Source organism: Myxococcales bacterium, from assembly GCA_016720545.1.
In the GTDB taxonomy this organism is placed as follows: Bacteria; Myxococcota_A; Polyangia; order Polyangiales; family Polyangiaceae; genus JAAFHV01.
On sequence record JADKKK010000004.1, the window covers coordinates 107,211 to 122,172 of the forward strand.

Consider the following 14,962-nt stretch of genomic DNA (forward strand, 5'->3'; position numbering starts at 1 on the left):
GCGGTGATGGAAGGGCAGGGGGACGTGAACGGCCCGGGGATGGACCAAACGAGGCGTGAGAGCCAACGGACGCTCGCCGAGCGTTGCGCCGCGGGCGTGCTCGCGGGCGCGGTCGTGGCGCTCGCCGCGTGCGGGGACTCGGCGCCGTCGAAGGGTACGTATTCACTCGTCTTTCCGTCAGTGGCGGCCGCGGTCGCCGCCGAGTCGGTGCAGGTCTTCGTGTTCGACGCACCCGCCGCCAACCGCGCGACCCTGTGCAGCGAGCTCGTCTCGCTCCGACGCTCCGGCCGTCCGCTGAACCCCCTCGCGCGGGGGCCTGTGCTGCGAGTCTGCGACGCCCAGTCACCCCAGGGCGGGCAGGGCGAGCTCACGGTGGGCTACGGAGACCGCGCGTTCCTCGCGGTTGCGCTGCGCCAGGGCGAGGACTTCCTCATGGGCTGCGCCGTCCAGAACGTGGGCACGGGCGACGCCCCCGCGAAGGTCTATCTCGCGCCCGCGAGCCCCAAAGTGACCGTCCCAGCCACTACGTGCAGCAGCCTCTCCGACGCCTGCGGTGGACGATGCAAGTAGCGCTCACCGGGCCTCGGCCCGCCACCCACGGCACCCACCGCTCGGAGCAGCCATGAGCGTTCGTCCAATCACGCGCTGGGTGAGCCTCTGCGGTGCCCTCGCGTCGCTCGTATGGGCCGCCGCCGGCTTCCTGGGAGGGGCCTCGACTGGCGGCTGCACTCCGGAGGGCCCCGCCGCGACCCCGACCGAGCCCATCGTCATCGGTGTGTCGCTCGGCCTGTCCGAGTCGCTCGCCTCGTTCACGGCCGCGCTCCAGCAGGCCGTGCGCGCCGCCGAAGGGCAGATCAACGCCTCCGGTGGGCTGCTCGGGCGGCCTGTGCGCTTCGACGTCGTCGACGATCGCAGCAACAACAAGGAGTACATCGACGGCGTAGCCCAGGGCTTCATCACCTCGAACGTGGTGGCGGTCATCGGCCCCGTGGGAAGCTCCCAGGTCGACCGCATCCAGGCGGCCCTGCGTGGGCGCCAGATCCTGCTCATCTCTCCGTCGGCGACGTCCACGACCCTCACCGGCATTCAGCCCGCGAAGGATCGCTACCTCTTCCGCACGGTCCCGTCGGACGAGTTCCAGGTGAAGGCGCTCGTGCGGCTCGCGCGGCTCGGTCCCGGCGGATTCGGCGCGCAGAGCACCAGCGACGCGGGCGCGGGCGGCGACGCGGGGGCCCCGGCTGGGGAGGCGTGTCCGCGCATGTTCGTCATCCACGCCGACAACAAGTACGGCGGCCCGATGGCCGACGCCCTCGAGGCTTCCTATCCGGGCCCGGGTCGTCAGGTCGTAGGACGCGTGAAGGTCGCCGAGGAGGTGGTGGCGAGCTACGACGGCGTCGTCGCGCAGGTGCTCGCCGCCAAGCCCGACTGCCTCGCGCTGATTCAGTACGACGACGTCGGCGGCGCGCTCACTCGGGCGATCGACAAGGCCCGCAGGGACAACCCCGCGGCGCTGCCCGCCAGGTTCTTCCTCATGGGCACCGACGGCGTCTACACGAGCGGCTATCTGGAGAACAGCCGCGACGACAAGGGCAACCCCGCGTCGCGCAACGCCGCAGAGGGGGTGTATGGCACGAACCCCGACACCAACCCGCCGACACCCGAATACAACGAGATGAAGAACATCTTTACCGCGTATTTCCCGCTGAAGTCGGGCGAGGAGGTCCCCGCGTTCGTGGCGAACACCTACGACGCGGCCGTGCTCGTCGCCTTGGCCATCCAGCAGGCCGGTTCCGCCACCGACCGCGTGAAGATCCGCGACGCGCTCTTTCAGGTCTCCCGGGGCGGGAAAGCGTACTCGCCCGCGCAGCTCAACGAGGCGCTGCTCGCGATCCGCCAAGGTGGCGACGTCGACTACAACGGCGCCTCGGGCACCGTCGACCTCGACGACAACGGCAACGTCGAGGCGGGCTTCATCGTGTGGAAGGTGGAGAAGGGCCAGTTCGTGACCGCCGGCCGTATCCCCCAGAAGGACCTCGGGAACTAGAAGATCGACAGAGCGCACGGTCAGGCGGTGCTCCGCCGGAGCCCGACTGGGGTTCCTGGGGCGTCGGGATCGCGAGCCTGTCATGGCCGCCATCGCCAACCCTCGACCGAGCGCGCCGAGGTGAACGGGGTCGCAGCCGCCCTCCCAGCCATGTCGTCAGAGTGGCGTCGGGCCGCGCCCCTCACGCCGGAGGGCCAGGGCGACGCTCACTCCTTCCAGAGGAACTTCCAGGGGTTGTGCTTCAGGTCGCGCACCATCTCCTGGACGTCGTCGTAGATCGCCTCGTCCATCACGAGGGAGCCCACGGTGCCCTCGCCCTTCTTGATGTGCGTGACGATCGCCTGCGCGTCGGCCGCGGTGGCGTTGGCGCGGGCGGCGAGCTGCGCGACCTCGTCGAGGGTCTTCTTCAGCTTGGCCTGCTCTTCCGGGCTGCCGACGGTCGCCGAGACCCGGTTGATGTTGGCCATCGCCTCCTTCGCGTCCTTGAGGAGCGGGCCCGAGTCGCGCTGCAGGTCCTGCGAAATGCGGTCGATGTTGTCGATCGTGCGCGCGATCTTGGGGTTGTCGACGTACCGGATCTTGGCGTCGTGCGTGAGCTGGTTCGCCTCGGCCGAGAGCGCCTCGAGGTTCGCGACCGTGCGGTTGATTCGCTCGCGGTTGTCGGTGAGCACGCCGTTCAGGTTCTTCAGCAGGCCGGCGGTGTTCGTCGCGATGTCGGAGATGAGCTCGCGGTTGTTCCGGATCCCGTTCATCGTCGTGTCGAGCAGCTCGTAGGCCTTCGCGAGGAAGAGGTCGAGGCGCGGCGGATCGATGCCCTTGACGATCGCGTTCTCCTTCAGCGCCGGCTTGCTCACCGAGCCCGGCTCCACGGCCATGAACTGCTCGCCGAGCACGCCTTGGGTGGTGACGTAGAAGTCCGCATCCTCGTGGATGGCGTCCTGCACGCGCTTCTCGAGCGCGATCTTCGCGCGGATGAGGGTGCGTCGGTTGGTCTTTGGATCGACGACGCCGCCCATGAACTTGAGGTCCTCGACCTTGCCGACTTTCACGCCGGCGACGCGCACGGGCGCGCCGGTCTGCAGGCCGCCCGGGTTGTCGAAATCGACGTACAGCGTGTAGGTCTTCTCGAACGAGAGGCCGCCCATGATGAGGAGGAAGCCGCCAAGGATCGTCATCGACACGAGGATGAGGATGCCGACCTTGACCTCGATGGAACGCTCTTTTGCCATTCTTCGCGGAGCTCCCGGGCGGCAAGAGACGAAAGAACGCGCTCGCCCGCAGCCAAGTTATAGAGCAACGGGCCGCGCCGCGGGGAAGAAGGGTTCGCGCGGCGTGGCGTTTTCCCGCTCGCGCCGGCGCCTCGACGAGGCCGACCCGCCTACATCTCCATGGGGCCGGTGGCGTGGCCGCGGATGAACTGGTGGACCACGCCGTCCTCGCAGCGCTGGAAGTCGTCCTGCGTGCCGAGCATTTTGACGTGGCCCTTGTAGAGCATGACGATCCGCTGAGCGATCGAGAAGATGCTCGTGAGGTCGTGACTCACCACGATGGACGTCACTCCGGTGGAGTCCGAGAGCTCGTGAATCAGGCGGTCCACGCGCCTGGCGCTGACGGGATCGAGCGAGGTCGTGGGCTCGTCGAAGAGCACGTAGCGGGGGTCGAGCGAGAGCGCCCTCGCGATCGCCACGCGCTTGCGCATGCCGTCGCCCAGCTCGGTGGGGTACTTGTCGGCGAAGTCCTGCATGTGGACCCGCACGAGGAACCGCTTGCCCTCCTCGAGGGCCTCCTTCTGGGTCATGTTCTTGTGCTTGCGGAGCGGGAGCGCGATGTTCTCGACGCAGGTGAGGCTGTCGAACAGCGTCGAGTGCTGGAACACCATCGCGCACTTCTTCCGCACCGGGCCCATGCGGACCTCGTCGAACTTCGAGACCTCCTCGCCGTCGAGCCAGATCTCCCCCGAGTCGGGATACAGCAGGCCGACGAGGTGCTTGATGAGCACGCTCTTGCCCACGCCGGAGGCGCCGATGATGAAGAAGACCTCGCCCTCCTTCACCTCGAACGAGACGCCGTGGAGCACGGCCTTGGGGCCGAACGACTTCTTGATGTCGATGAACTGAATGCCGCGTTTCCCCGGCGTGACCACGGGCGCGACGAAGTTGGGGGGCTTGGGGTTCTGCGCGCTCACGGGCTACCTGCGGGGCTAGGCACGGCCACCCTGGCCTAGCCAGGGAAGATGATGAAGCCGGCCGCCGAGATGAAGAAGTTCAAGATGATGATCGCCAGCGAGGTGTTGACGACCGCGCGGGTCGTCGCCCAGCCCACACCCTCGGAGCCGCCGAAGGTGGAGAGCCCGCAGTACCCGCTGACGATGGGGATCGCGGCACCGTACGCGATGCACTTGGTGAGCCCGATGGACACGTCGCCGACGTCGACGAGCTTGGCGTTGAAGAAGGTCGCGAAGGGCACGTCGAAGGCGACGTACGCGGTGACCGCGCCCGAGCAGAAGGCGACGGCGCCCGCCCACACGATGAGCATGAGCGTCATGACGACGCTCGCCTTGAATCGAGGCACGAGCAAAAAGTCGATGGGATCCGCCGCGCACATGCGCAGCGCGTCGACCTGCTCGGTCACGACCATGCTGCCGATCTCGGCGGCGATGCCCGCGCCCACGCGGGTGGCGAGCATGAGCGCCCCGAGCGAGGCCGCGAGATCGCGCACGAGCAGTTCGAGGTAAGTGGCCCCGAGGAGCGTGAAGTCGGGCACGACGCGCTTCGCCTGCAGGCCCGACTGGTACACGAGGATCATGCCGATGAAGCCCATCGTGCACGTGAGAAAGAAGAGCGACTTGTTGCCGATCTCGTACATCTGCAGGGCCATCGCGCGGGGCTCGCGCTTGCCTCGCAGGCTGTAATAGAGCGTGCGCACGAAGACCGAGTAGAGGTCGCGGGCCCCGATCCCTAGATCGATCGCCGCGGCCCCGAGCGTGCCGAGCACTCCACCCTCGTCGTCGGGGGCGGCTTCTGTGGCCGGGGTGGTGTCGGTCTGCTCGGCTGCCATGTCGGTTCAGCCGAGCACGAGGCTGACGAGGTAGTCGAGGAGCAGGATGCCCGCCGCGCTCGCGACGACCGTGGCGTTCACGGAGCGGCCCACGCCCGGAGCGCCGCCGGTGGTGCTGATGCCGAAGTGGCAGCTCGCGAGCCCGATGACGAAGCCGAACACGACGCTCTTCACGAGGCCGTTCGCGACGTCGGAGAAGTTCAGGAGGCCTCCCGTGAGGCCGTTGTAGAAGGTGCGAGGCTCGACCGAGAGCAGCCCCTTGCCGGTGTACGCAGCGCCGAAGAGCGCCAGCGAGTCGGCGAAGAGCGTCATGAGGAAGAGTGTGACGACGATGCCGACGAAGCGCGGCGCGATGAGGAAGGCGATGGGATCGATCGCGAGAACGCGGAGCGCGTCGAACTGCTCGGTGACGACCATCGTGCCAAGCTCGGCGGTGTTGTTCGCCCCCACTCGCCCGGAGATCATCAGCGCGCAGAGCAGCGGCGCGACCTCGCGGAGCGTGCTGAAGCCCGCGCCCCAGCCGAGCAGCCCCTCGGCGCCGTAGCGTTTCACGATGGGCGCGGCCTGAACCACCATGATGGCGCCCGTGAAGAGGGCCGTGACCACCACGATGGGCAGCGACTTCACCGCCATCTTGTAGAGGTTCTTCCATAGCTCGGAGCGGTCGATGCGCCCGGAGAAGAGCCCGACCGTGATCTTCCCGAGGAGGATCGCCATGCCGCCCGCGGTGAAGGCGATCGAGAAGAACGCCGCGCCCATGCTCTTCAAGAGCGGGTGTTCGTCGGCTGTGTCGGTCCCGGGCTGCGCCATGGCAACCCCGCACGCTACCACGACGATCGCGGGCCGCGACACCATATCCCGCGGGCCGTCTGGGACGGCTCTCTCGCTAGTCCCCTGGAGTCGTGGTTCGTATCAGAAGTCCGGTCTTCGGTGTCATGCCGAGGAGCGAGGGGGTGCCCCGTTTTCGGCGGCGGCGGGCCCGTCCTCAACTCGGACGTCGTTCCGCGCGGTGGAGGCCGCGCTTTGCGCTCAGGGGACAGTGGTTTCGGGTGTGACCGCGCGAGAACGCCGACCCTCGAACATGAGTATCCTCCCACCGCCGCCGAAAACGGGACACCCCCTCGCTCCCTTGTGGCGAAAGGCCGAGCCGCGCGACTTCTGGAAGGGATCACGCTTCCAGGGGACTAGTCGGGGTTCAGGAACCACTCGATCGTGCCGAGGACCAGCGCGTTCACCGCCGTCACCCCGAGCGCGAGCAAGACCCCTAGCGCGAAGCCCAAGACCGACCGGCGGGTGCGTGCAAAATGCACGGGAAGCGCGAGCACGCCGAACACGACGAGCGCCGCGTTTCGGCTGGGTTCGGGCCACGCGCGCGCGCGCGCCTCGGGCGAGAGGCGGCGCTCGTCGCGCAGCACGACGGCGAAGAGCGCCCCGGTCGTGACGGCGAACGACACCAAGATCTCCACGAGCTCGAGCACGGGAGTGAGTCTCGCAGCCAGCGCCGCCCTCGTCGAGCGTGCGGTCGCGAGGAGCCGCGAGGAGCCGCGAGGAGCCGCCCGTGCGGTCGGCGCAGGCCGTGATAGCTTATTCCAATGCTTAGGGTCTTCGCGGTGCGTCTCGGGTGGGCGGCGGTCGTGGGCGCGCTCTTCCTCGGCCGCGACATGTGCCTCGGCGGCGGCAAGCGACCGACGCCGCCGGTCGACCCGACGGACAGCCGCGACTCGTCGCTCGACCTCGGCGCCTCCGCCCCGGGGCGAGCGGCGCTCGTTCAATCAAGGAGCGTGGTGCATGGCTGACGTAAATGCCTGGGCGCTGAGGTTCGGCTGGCTCACGGTCGTCGGTGGCCTCTTGGTCCACCGCGACATGTGCTTGGGCGGCGGCAAGCGGTTCCCGGATCCCGAGCCCGCCCCCGACACGGGCCCGGCCGACTCGTCGACCGACACCGGGAAGGACGCCCACCTTCGACGCACCGGTGTTCCGTGCTCGGGAGCGACCACCCGCCGCGCGCCCCGCCCAACGGAGCGAGTCGTCGCGCACGCCGCGCCCGTCGTTCGCGAAAAGGTCTGATAAGAGTGCCTTCGCGCGCGCGGATGAGCGTGACGCTCGCTCCGCTCGGGGCGCTCGACACTGCGCGTCGGGCGCTTTTCCGCGCGTCGGGCCCGCTCGCGCGCTGGCTGCTGGTCGACCGAGAGTCGCGGGTAGCCACCTTCGGCTGCGTGGGGCTCGTCGTCGCCTTCGCGCTGGCGCTCGCCTGCCCGGGGTGGGCCATCGGCGTAGGCACGGTGGTGCTCGGGGTGCCGCATGTGGTCTCCGACGTGCGCTACCTCGTCGTGCGGCGCGGGCTCGCGCGCCGCGCCTCGCTCTACGCGGGCGTGCTCGTCGCGGTCGTGGGCACGCCGCTTGGCTTTGGGCTCCGCGCGGCGGTCGTCGGCGCGGCGGTCGCGGTGGCGTTCGCGCGGGCGAGCGTCGCGCGCCGCGCCGGAGTGCTCTTCGGGCTGTCGCTCGCCTTCGCCCTCGCGTGGGTGTACCGCGGCCTCGCCGAGCTCGCGTACCTGCACGCGCACAACCTCATCGCGCTCGGATTCTTCGCCCTCTTCGCGCGGCGCATGCGCGGGGCGGTGTGGCTGCCGCTCGCCTTCTTCGTCGTGCTGGCGGCCTTCCTGCTCGGCCCGTACGCGCTGCCCGCGCTCACCTGGACCGGCGCTCTCACGCGCGCCCCCGTGGGGCTCGACCTCACCACCCTGGTGTCGCAGCTCGCGCCCACGGTCGACAGCTCATGGGCGGTGCGCGGGGTCGCGTTCTTCGCGTTCGCGCAGGCCGCGCACTACGTGGTGTGGCTCCGGCTGGTGCCCGAGCTCGAGCGGCCGTCGCCGCGGCCGCGCTCGTTCCGGCAGTCGTGGCGCGCGATCGTCCGCGAGCTGTCGCCGTACGCTGTCGCCTTCTTCGTCCTCGGGACGGTCGTGTTCGTGGGTTGGGGGCTGCGCGACCTCGCGGGCGCGCGGATCGCGTACCTCCAGAGCGCGTTCTTCCATGGGTACCTGGAGCTCGCGGTGCTCGCGCTGTTCGCCGCCGAGGGGTCGCCACAGCCCCCGATCGACGCGCCCGCGCGTGTCGCGGCGTGAGCCTGAAGTGAGCGCCGAGGTCTCGCCTTGAGCGATCTCGCGGCGCGCTATCTGTTCGCGTTCGTGGCGACGCAGATCGTCGAGTGCCCGATCTACGCGCGCGGCCCGCTTCGCGGAGCGCGCCATCCGTGGGTGACCGCGTTCGGCGCGTCGCTCCTCACGCACCCGTTCGCGGCGCTCGCGCTCCCTGCGCTGCTAGGGCGCGTGGTCGAGCGCCCGGTGTGGGTGCCCGGCGTCACGGCGCTCACCGCGGACTTCGCGCTGCGCGTCGCGGCGTTCGGCCTCGTCTCCGAGGGCTTCGCGGTGCTCGTGGAGGCGGCGTACCTGCGCGCGCTCGGCGTCCCCCGCGCGGTCGGCTGGTCTCTGCTCGCCAACGGCGCGAGCGCCGGGCTGGGCGCGGCGCTCACGCTGACCTTCGGCTTCCCCTGACCCCAACGGCTCTTCGAGGTCTCTTCGGGCAGCGGGTCGCCTGGGCCTCAGCCGTCCTTCGCGGCGTCGCCGTCGGGCAGCGGCCCGCGCGCGAGCCACTCCCGGGCCGCGCGCCGGCCGGCCTCGTACATGTCGAGGAGCACCGAGCGCTCGAAGTGCAGGTACGAGCCAGGGCCGAAGAGCGCCGTGTCACCCGGGCGGATCGCCTGGAACAGCTCGACCCGGCCCCACGGCGCCGACGGCAGCCGGTCGACCAGATCGTTGCGGGTGAGCAGGAGCTTGCGGTCCACGTTGTAGGCGTTCTCGAGGAGCGTATCGACGAGGCGCTCGACCGACTCGCCGAACGACCCCATGCTCGCGCCCGAGCGCCCGTCCAGCTTGGTGACGAGCACGGGTAAGAGGCGCCGAGCCCCGAGCGCGACCGCCGGGGCCATGGGCGAGTTGACGAGCAGGCCACCGTCCCACAGGAGCCGCCCGTCGAACGGCACGGGGTTGAAGAGCAGCGGGATCGACGCGCTCGCGAGCACGAGATCGAGAGGAATATCTGGCACATAGCGATAGTGTGTGGACGCCGCCGCGGTCTTGCCCGGCGGGTGGTTCACGATGCGCACGACGCCGCCGCTGCGCACGTCGATCGCGTTCAGCGCGAGCCGGACGCGGCCCCGTGGCACGGTGGGGCCGCCGATCGCCTCCGCGAGCCGCGCGCGGAGCGGGCTCGTGTCGAAGAGGTACGGGGCGTCGAGCTCCTCGAGCAGCACGCTCACCGCGTCGAACCGGGCCGTCATCAAGATCTCGAGCGCCGCCGCCAGGATGCCGCTCGCCCGCGTGAGGTGGTGCTTCTTGGCGATGGACGCGAGCAGCACGAGCTCGCGCTTTCGCTCTTGAAACGTTCGCTGCGTGTCGCGGCTGGCCACCCGAGAGAGCGCGCGACGCAGCGAATCGAAGAAGGCCTCGTTCGCCACGATCGGCGGGCGCGCCGCGAGGTCGAGCCAGAACTGCAGCATGCGCTCGGGCGAGAGGCCCGCAGCGATCAGCGCGCCGTTGATGGCGCCGGCCGAGGTACCGCTCACCACGTCGGGCTCGCGACCGAGCCCCCGGGGATCGTCGCGCAGCACCTTCCACACGCCCACCTGGAACACGCCGCGGGCGCCGCCGCCCGAGAGCACGAGGCCAACCGGGCGGGCAGGATCGGCGGCGAGCGCGCTCATGCGCCCACCCTACACGAGCCGCCTGACCCGCGCACGACCGCGCAGCCGCTTGCTTCCCGCGCGAGTTTTGGCGACCGTGGTCGGATGCGGCGCAAGGCCTCCTCGCCTGACCAGCTCGGCCTCTTCGGCGGGCCCGCGGCCGAGGCGCCGGCGGCCTCCCGCGGCGCCCCCGCGCGCGCCCGCGTGACGCCGGAGGACCTCGAGCTCGCGGCGCGGGTGCCGCCGAGCGTGCGCTTCGGGACGAGCAGCTGGACCTTCCCGGGGTGGGGCGGGGTGCTCTACGAGGGCGCGCCGACGCAGGCCGCGCTCCTCGCGGGCGGGCTGCAAGCCTACGCGACCCACCCCCTGTTTCGCGTGGTCGGGATCGATCGCAGCCACTACGCGCCGCTCGACGCCGCGACCCTCGCGCAGTACGCGGCGGGGCTCCCCGCGGGCTTCTGCGCCGTGTCGAAGGTGTGGGACGAGCTCACGACGTGTGTGTTCCCCGCGCACCCTCGCTTCGGCGAGCGCGCCTCGCACGACAACCCGAGCTTCCTCTCCGCCGAGCGTTTCCTGACCGAGGTGCTCCCGCCGTACACGGCCGCGTTCGCGCCGTTCGCGGGCCCCTTCGTCTTCGAGATCCCGCCCATGCCGCCGGCGCGCGTGCCCGCCGCCGAGGTGTTCGCCGCGCGGGTCGACGCGCTCCTCTCGCGGCTGCCTCGCGCGTTCAGGTACGCGTTCGAGCTCCGCAACGAGGCGCTGCTGACGGGCGCGTACCTCGAGGTGCTGCGCGCCCACGGCGCCTCTCACGTGCTCAATCTGTGGACCGGCATGCCCACGTTGAGGCGTCAGCTCGCCGTGGCTGGGGTCGCCGCCGCGCCGTTCTTCGTGGTGCGCCTCATGCTCCCTCCGTTCACGCGCTACGACGTCCGCCGCGCCGATCTCGCGCCGTTCGACCGGCTCGTCGACCCGCAGCACGACGCGCGCGACGACGTGCTCGCGATCGTGCGCGCGGCCGGCGGGCGCGACGTGTTCGTGCTCGTGAACAACAAGTTCGAGGGGTGCTCGCCGGAGAGCGTGCGCGAGCTCGCGCGCCGCGTCGTGGGGGAGCTCCGGCCAGAGATCAGTCCGTGAGCGCGCTCACTTCGCCTCGGGCTTCCCGGGCGCGCCCGTGGGCGGCGTCACCGGACCGCTCGGCGGCGCCGCGTGCGGGCGCTGGTCGGTCTCCTTGATGCTGTAGCGGACCAGCGCGCGGAGCACCTGGTTGCGCTCCACGTTGCCCACGATAGCCTTCAGGTCCTCGTAGATGCTGGGGTCGACCAAGAGCCCGCCGATGGTGCCTTTGCCCGCGCGGACGCCCGCCATCACGGCGCGAAGATCGTCGCTCATGGCGCCCACGTTGGTGAGCACCTTCTGCGTGTTCGGGTCGCCGTAGACCACCGCGTGGGCGATGCCGGGTTGGGTGCGCACCGCCTCGAGGGTGTTGCGGACCTCGACGAGTGTGCCGGTGGCGCCCTGGGCCATCTTCTCGTCGTAGAGCAGCGTGTGGGCGAGGCCGGGGCCCGAGTTCACCCGGGTGGTCATCGTGTGGACGTCGGCCGTGGCGCCCGCGGCCTCGTGGCTGATGACGAGGAGGTTGTTGAGGAGCACGTCGACCTTCTTCGCCTCTTCCGGGTCGAAGAGCAGGCGGTGCGCGGCGCCGTCTTTGCGCGCGAACGCGGCGAGGATGACGTTGACCGAGGCGATCGAGCCCTTGATGTCGTCGGCGACCTTCTCGTTCGCGAGCGCGCCGGTGATGCGCTCGATGTTGCCGAGGGCGCGGTCGGCCTTCTCGCTCAGCGAGTCGAACTTCGCCAAGTACTTCGTGAGGTCGACGGGGTCTTCGGTGCGGAGCTGGGTGCCCTCGGGCGCCTTCGGGAGGCGCATGTCGCCCACCGTGAGCTCGATCATCTTGTCGCCCAGGAGGCCCTTGTTGACCACGCGCGCGATGGTGCCGCGCGGGCGATCGGGGTGCTTCTTGGCCTCTTCCTCCGACACGTCGGGGTCGAGGCGGATGCGATCGACCTCGTCGCGCACGAGGTTCAACGTGACGTGAATGCGCGTGTCGGAGGCGGTGCCCGAGTGCCCCACGTCGCCGACCGCGCCGATCTCCACGCCGCCCATGCGCACGGGCGCGCCCGGCCGGAGCCCCGCGACGTCGTTGAACGTGGCGTTGAAGCGGGCCTTCGACTCCCAGAGCCGGCGGTTGTCCCCGATCATGAAGACGAAAATGCCGCTAACGAGCAGCGCGAGGGACACGAAGATGCCGACTCGGACGTTCTTGGACATGGATCGAAGAAAGTAGGGAGAAGAGGGGAGAGAGGGGGGGGCGACGCCGGTGCGTGTGTCGGTGCGCGGGCCGGTGCGAAGGCGCGAACGCAGCTTAGCGAGATTCCGGGCGGGCGCGACGGATTCTCGCGGAGCGCCATGAAGCGACGCGCGCCCCTACCGCCGCTCGGGCCTCACAGCTCGCCCCGCGGCCAAGAGCGCCCCGCTCGTGAGGAACACCGCGACGGCCGCGAACATGAGCACGTGGGGGGCGCGCAGCATCGACGCGACGCCCTGATCGAGCGCGGCGCCGAGCGACACGCCGTCGGCCGAGCCGAAGCCCACGAACGACAGCGAGGCCTCGCTCAGCACCACGGCCGACGCGGACGAGCCAAGCTGCACGGCCACGGTGCCGAGGAGGTTCGGCACGACGTGTCGAAACACGATGGCCGTCTCGCCGAGGCCGAGCGCCCGCGCGGCCTCCACGAAGCCCGCTCCGCGCAGCACGCGGCCCTCGGCGAGAGCGAGCCGCGCGAACGGCGCCCAGCTCGTGAGGGCGAAGACGCACGCGAGGTGAAGACGCGTGGGGTGGCGCACCGCGGAGAGCACCGAGAGCGCGAGCAGGAAGCTCGGGAACGCCTGGAGGCCGTCACAGAGCTGCGCGACCGCACCCTCGAGGCGCCCGCGTCGCATGGCGGCCAGCGCGCCGAGGGGCGTGCCCACGAGGAAGCCCACGGTCGCCACGGTGACCGCGAGCAGCAGCGCGCGGAGGCACGCGCTCGCGAGGAGCGCCCCGAGATCGACGCCGCCCTCGCCGCACCCCAAGAGGTGGCCCGGCCCCGGCGGGAGGTAGGCCTCTTCGGGCGCCAGGCGGGTGGGCGAGGCGCCGGTGACGACGAGCGAGACCCCCGCGAAACAGACGAGCGCCGCGAGCGGTGCCAGCGCGAGGAGGCGCGCGCGCGCCGTAGAGCTCCCCTCCGATTTTGCGCCTCGGCTCACCGCAGCACCCGGGGGTCGACCGCGCCATGCACCGCCTGCGCGCCCGCCTGGGCCACCACGAAGAGCGCGCCGGTGAGCACGACCGCGGCCTCCAGCACGGGCAGGTCGCGCGTGGCGTAGGCCTCGAGGATGAGCGAGCCGAGGCCCGGGCGCTCGAACAGGCGCTCGAGGACGACCGCGCCGCCGAGCAGCGCGCCGAGCTGCGTGCCCACCACCGTGGCGATCGGCCCCACGCAGGCTGGCACCGCGTGGAGGAGCCACACACGCGCCCCGCTCGCGCCCTTCGCGCGGGCGACCGTGAGAAACTGCGCGCGCTCGAGGTCCTTCAGCGAAGCTCGCGTGATGCGGCCAACGTGCGCGAAGAGCGGAACGGAGAGCAGCGACGAGGCGAAGAGGAGCCCCGCGGCGCCGGCCTCGGGATCGCCCGGGAGGGGCACCAGGCGGAGCTTCGCCGAGAGCACGAACGTGAGCAGCGGCGCGAACGCGAGCAGCGGCGTGGAGGCGCACACGACGAGGAGCCGCTCCACGTGCCGCCGCCCGCGCCCGAGCCACGGGCCCGACGCGAGCACCGCGAGGCCGACGCCGAGCGCGGCGCCGAGCAGGACCGCCACGAGCGCGAGCGACGCGGTGGGCCCGAGGGCGGCGGCGAGGGCGGAGCGGACCGACGTGCCGGGCCGGCGGAGCGAGTCGCCGAGATCGAGCGTGACGAGGCGCCGGAGAAAGAGCGCATATTGCACGTAAAGCGGCTGGTCGAGCGAGAGCCTCGCGCGGAGCACGGCGCGCTCGTCGGGCCCGGCCAGATCGCCCAGCACGAGGGCGGCTGGATCCCCGGGCAAGAGGCGCAGCGACAGGAACACCGCGGTCGCCAGCGCGAGCACCACGACGAGCGAGCCCGAGACGCGCCGAGCGAAGGCCAGCGCCGCGCCGAGCGACCGGCGCCCGAGAGAGAGGCGCTTCGCCGCGCCCTCAGCCACCGCCGTCGGGGGCGTCGGTCGCGCTGTCGGTTGGGGAGGCGTCGCGCGGGCCCGCGTCGAGCGGCGCGGCGTCGATCGGGGGGGCCGCGTCGCCCGCGTCGGCCGGGGTCGGGCCGGGCAGGGGCGGCGCGGCGGCGGAGCAGACGGGGGCTACGGCGCTCAGCGCCGGGCTCGTGAGCGCGTCGGCCTCGCGCGGTACACACACGCGGCGCGACTGATCGGAGTCGAGCACGATGCCTTGGAGGTTGGGGCTGCGCGGATCGCGGCACACGTACCCGTCGCGGCAGTCCTTGTCGACCTCGCACGCCCGCATGCAGAAGCTCCGCGCCGTGCGCGCGATGGAGCGGTCGGAGTAGAGGCAGCCGGGCACGCGCCCGCCGAAGACCACGCACGAGGCCTCCTCGGGGCAGCCGTCGCCGACGCAGTTGAACACCGTGCAATAGCCGCCGGACTGGGAGGTGTCGCAGAGGCGATCGCCGCGCTGCGAGCAGTCGGTCGAGAGGACGCACGAGTCGCCGATGCTAGGCTGGCAGGCCAGGCCGAACAGGCCGAGCCCAAGCGTCAGCGCGGCCGCGAGGCGGCCTGGCATGGGCCAGGCTCGAGCCGCCCGCCGCGCGGCGTCCGCGGTGTGCGCGCGCGTGAGGGGCGCGGGGCCCCGCGCGGTGGCGCGGGCGACGTGGCGAGCGAGATTCGGTCGATGTGGGTCCACCATGCCTCCGGCGCGCGCGACCCTAGCGAAAAAGCGGCGTGAGCGGGAGTCTTCCGCGCGCCCAGGGCCCCGATCGGCTCGCACCTTCACTGGCATTGCCGAACGGCGCGTCGTGCTCTACGTTCCGCGCCCGT

Annotated in this window: 17 protein-coding genes; 7 read left to right on the forward strand and 10 right to left on the reverse strand. The window is 71.2% G+C overall.

Going from position 1 to position 14,962, the window contains the following annotated elements:
- Window positions 1–3 precede the first annotated feature (3 nt).
- Both IPQ09_10190 and IPQ09_10195 read left to right on the forward strand, forming a co-directional pair.
- The gene (locus IPQ09_10190) at window positions 4–570 is read left to right on the forward strand and encodes a hypothetical protein (GenBank protein MBL0194570.1); all 567 of its coding nucleotides are present in this window, start codon (window positions 4–6) and stop codon (window positions 568–570) included.
- A 52-nt stretch (window positions 571–622) separates the two neighbouring features.
- Entirely contained in the window at window positions 623–2,044 is a 1,422-nt protein-coding gene (locus tag IPQ09_10195) for an ABC transporter substrate-binding protein (protein ID MBL0194571.1), read from the forward strand.
- A gap of 206 nt (window positions 2,045–2,250) precedes the next feature.
- Here IPQ09_10195 and IPQ09_10200 read toward each other — a convergent pair whose 3' ends face one another.
- The 5 genes from IPQ09_10200 to IPQ09_10220 all read right to left on the reverse strand — a co-directional run bounded on the left by IPQ09_10200 (window position 2,251) and on the right by IPQ09_10220 (window position 6,579).
- Entirely contained in the window at window positions 2,251–3,273 is a 1,023-nt protein-coding gene (locus IPQ09_10200) for an MCE family protein (GenBank protein ID MBL0194572.1), read from the reverse strand.
- A gap of 149 nt (window positions 3,274–3,422) precedes the next feature.
- Window positions 3,423–4,121 (reverse strand): ATP-binding cassette domain-containing protein, encoded by a 699-nt coding sequence (locus tag IPQ09_10205; protein ID MBL0194573.1) that lies wholly within the window; start codon window positions 4,119–4,121, stop codon window positions 3,423–3,425.
- Between the two features lie 143 nt (window positions 4,122–4,264).
- Window positions 4,265–5,101, reverse strand: a complete 837-nt coding sequence (locus IPQ09_10210) for an ABC transporter permease (protein ID MBL0194574.1) — start codon at window positions 5,099–5,101, stop codon at window positions 4,265–4,267.
- Between the two features lie 6 nt (window positions 5,102–5,107).
- On the reverse strand, window positions 5,108–5,956 hold the full coding sequence (locus IPQ09_10215) for an ABC transporter permease (GenBank protein MBL0194575.1): 849 nt from the start codon (window positions 5,954–5,956) through the stop codon (window positions 5,108–5,110).
- A gap of 329 nt (window positions 5,957–6,285) precedes the next feature.
- A complete protein-coding gene (locus IPQ09_10220; protein MBL0194576.1) occupies window positions 6,286–6,579 on the reverse strand; it encodes a hypothetical protein in 294 nt (97 codons plus the stop codon).
- A 114-nt stretch (window positions 6,580–6,693) separates the two neighbouring features.
- Between IPQ09_10220 and IPQ09_10225 the strand changes: the two genes are divergently transcribed.
- From IPQ09_10225 to IPQ09_10240, 4 genes are read left to right on the forward strand one after another with little or no spacing between them, the layout of a single operon-like run.
- A complete protein-coding gene (locus IPQ09_10225; protein MBL0194577.1) occupies window positions 6,694–6,897 on the forward strand; it encodes a hypothetical protein in 204 nt (67 codons plus the stop codon).
- Window positions 6,890–7,168: a hypothetical protein gene (locus IPQ09_10230; GenBank protein MBL0194578.1), complete on the forward strand. Its 279-nt coding sequence runs from the start codon at window positions 6,890–6,892 to the stop codon at window positions 7,166–7,168. The genes IPQ09_10225 and IPQ09_10230 overlap by 8 nt, the downstream gene beginning before the upstream one ends.
- Before the next feature lie 23 nt (window positions 7,169–7,191).
- Complete coding sequence (locus IPQ09_10235; GenBank protein MBL0194579.1) at window positions 7,192–8,223, forward strand: hypothetical protein; 1,032 nt, start codon at window positions 7,192–7,194, stop codon at window positions 8,221–8,223.
- A 27-nt stretch (window positions 8,224–8,250) separates the two neighbouring features.
- Entirely contained in the window at window positions 8,251–8,652 is a 402-nt protein-coding gene (locus IPQ09_10240; protein MBL0194580.1) for a hypothetical protein, read from the forward strand.
- 47 nt (window positions 8,653–8,699) lie between these two features.
- Here IPQ09_10240 and IPQ09_10245 read toward each other — a convergent pair whose 3' ends face one another.
- A complete protein-coding gene (locus tag IPQ09_10245) occupies window positions 8,700–9,860 on the reverse strand; it encodes a patatin-like phospholipase family protein (GenBank protein MBL0194581.1) in 1,161 nt (386 codons plus the stop codon).
- 84 nt (window positions 9,861–9,944) lie between these two features.
- On the opposite strand from IPQ09_10245, the gene IPQ09_10250 reads away from it, so the two are divergent.
- Window positions 9,945–10,973: a DUF72 domain-containing protein gene (locus IPQ09_10250; protein MBL0194582.1), complete on the forward strand. Its 1,029-nt coding sequence runs from the start codon at window positions 9,945–9,947 to the stop codon at window positions 10,971–10,973.
- A 6-nt stretch (window positions 10,974–10,979) separates the two neighbouring features.
- On the opposite strand, the gene IPQ09_10255 is transcribed toward IPQ09_10250, so the two are convergent.
- The 4 genes from IPQ09_10255 to IPQ09_10270 form a co-directional block, all read right to left on the reverse strand.
- Complete coding sequence (locus IPQ09_10255; protein MBL0194583.1) at window positions 10,980–12,167, reverse strand: MCE family protein; 1,188 nt, start codon at window positions 12,165–12,167, stop codon at window positions 10,980–10,982.
- A gap of 156 nt (window positions 12,168–12,323) precedes the next feature.
- Window positions 12,324–13,145 (reverse strand): ABC transporter permease, encoded by an 822-nt coding sequence (locus IPQ09_10260; GenBank protein MBL0194584.1) that lies wholly within the window; start codon window positions 13,143–13,145, stop codon window positions 12,324–12,326.
- Window positions 13,142–14,119, reverse strand: a complete 978-nt coding sequence (locus IPQ09_10265) for an ABC transporter permease (GenBank protein ID MBL0194585.1) — start codon at window positions 14,117–14,119, stop codon at window positions 13,142–13,144. Before IPQ09_10265 ends, IPQ09_10260 begins: the two co-directional genes overlap by 4 nt.
- Entirely contained in the window at window positions 14,112–14,708 is a 597-nt protein-coding gene (locus IPQ09_10270) for a hypothetical protein (GenBank protein ID MBL0194586.1), read from the reverse strand. Before IPQ09_10270 ends, IPQ09_10265 begins: the two co-directional genes overlap by 8 nt.
- Window positions 14,709–14,962: the final 254 nt, after the last annotated feature.

Excerpts from the sequence above, each read along its gene's own strand:
- IPQ09_10195 (MBL0194571.1), top strand. The coding sequence starts at position 623 with ATGAGCGTTCGTCCAATCACGCGCTGGGTGAGCCTCTGCGGTGCCCTC.
- IPQ09_10200 (MBL0194572.1), bottom strand. The coding sequence starts at position 3,273 with ATGGCAAAAGAGCGTTCCATCGAGGTCAAGGTCGGCATCCTCATCCTC.
- IPQ09_10210 (MBL0194574.1), bottom strand. The coding sequence starts at position 5,101 with ATGGCAGCCGAGCAGACCGACACCACCCCGGCCACAGAAGCCGCCCCC.
- IPQ09_10215 (MBL0194575.1), bottom strand. The coding sequence starts at position 5,956 with ATGGTGTCGCGGCCCGCGATCGTCGTGGTAGCGTGCGGGGTTGCCATG.
- IPQ09_10225 (MBL0194577.1), top strand. The coding sequence starts at position 6,694 with ATGCTTAGGGTCTTCGCGGTGCGTCTCGGGTGGGCGGCGGTCGTGGGC.
- IPQ09_10230 (MBL0194578.1), top strand. The coding sequence starts at position 6,890 with ATGGCTGACGTAAATGCCTGGGCGCTGAGGTTCGGCTGGCTCACGGTC.
- IPQ09_10235 (MBL0194579.1), top strand. The coding sequence starts at position 7,192 with ATGAGCGTGACGCTCGCTCCGCTCGGGGCGCTCGACACTGCGCGTCGG.
- IPQ09_10245 (MBL0194581.1), bottom strand. The coding sequence starts at position 9,860 with ATGAGCGCGCTCGCCGCCGATCCTGCCCGCCCGGTTGGCCTCGTGCTC.
- IPQ09_10250 (MBL0194582.1), top strand. The coding sequence starts at position 9,945 with ATGCGGCGCAAGGCCTCCTCGCCTGACCAGCTCGGCCTCTTCGGCGGG.
- IPQ09_10255 (MBL0194583.1), bottom strand. The coding sequence starts at position 12,167 with ATGTCCAAGAACGTCCGAGTCGGCATCTTCGTGTCCCTCGCGCTGCTC.
- IPQ09_10270 (MBL0194586.1), bottom strand. The coding sequence starts at position 14,708 with ATGCCAGGCCGCCTCGCGGCCGCGCTGACGCTTGGGCTCGGCCTGTTC.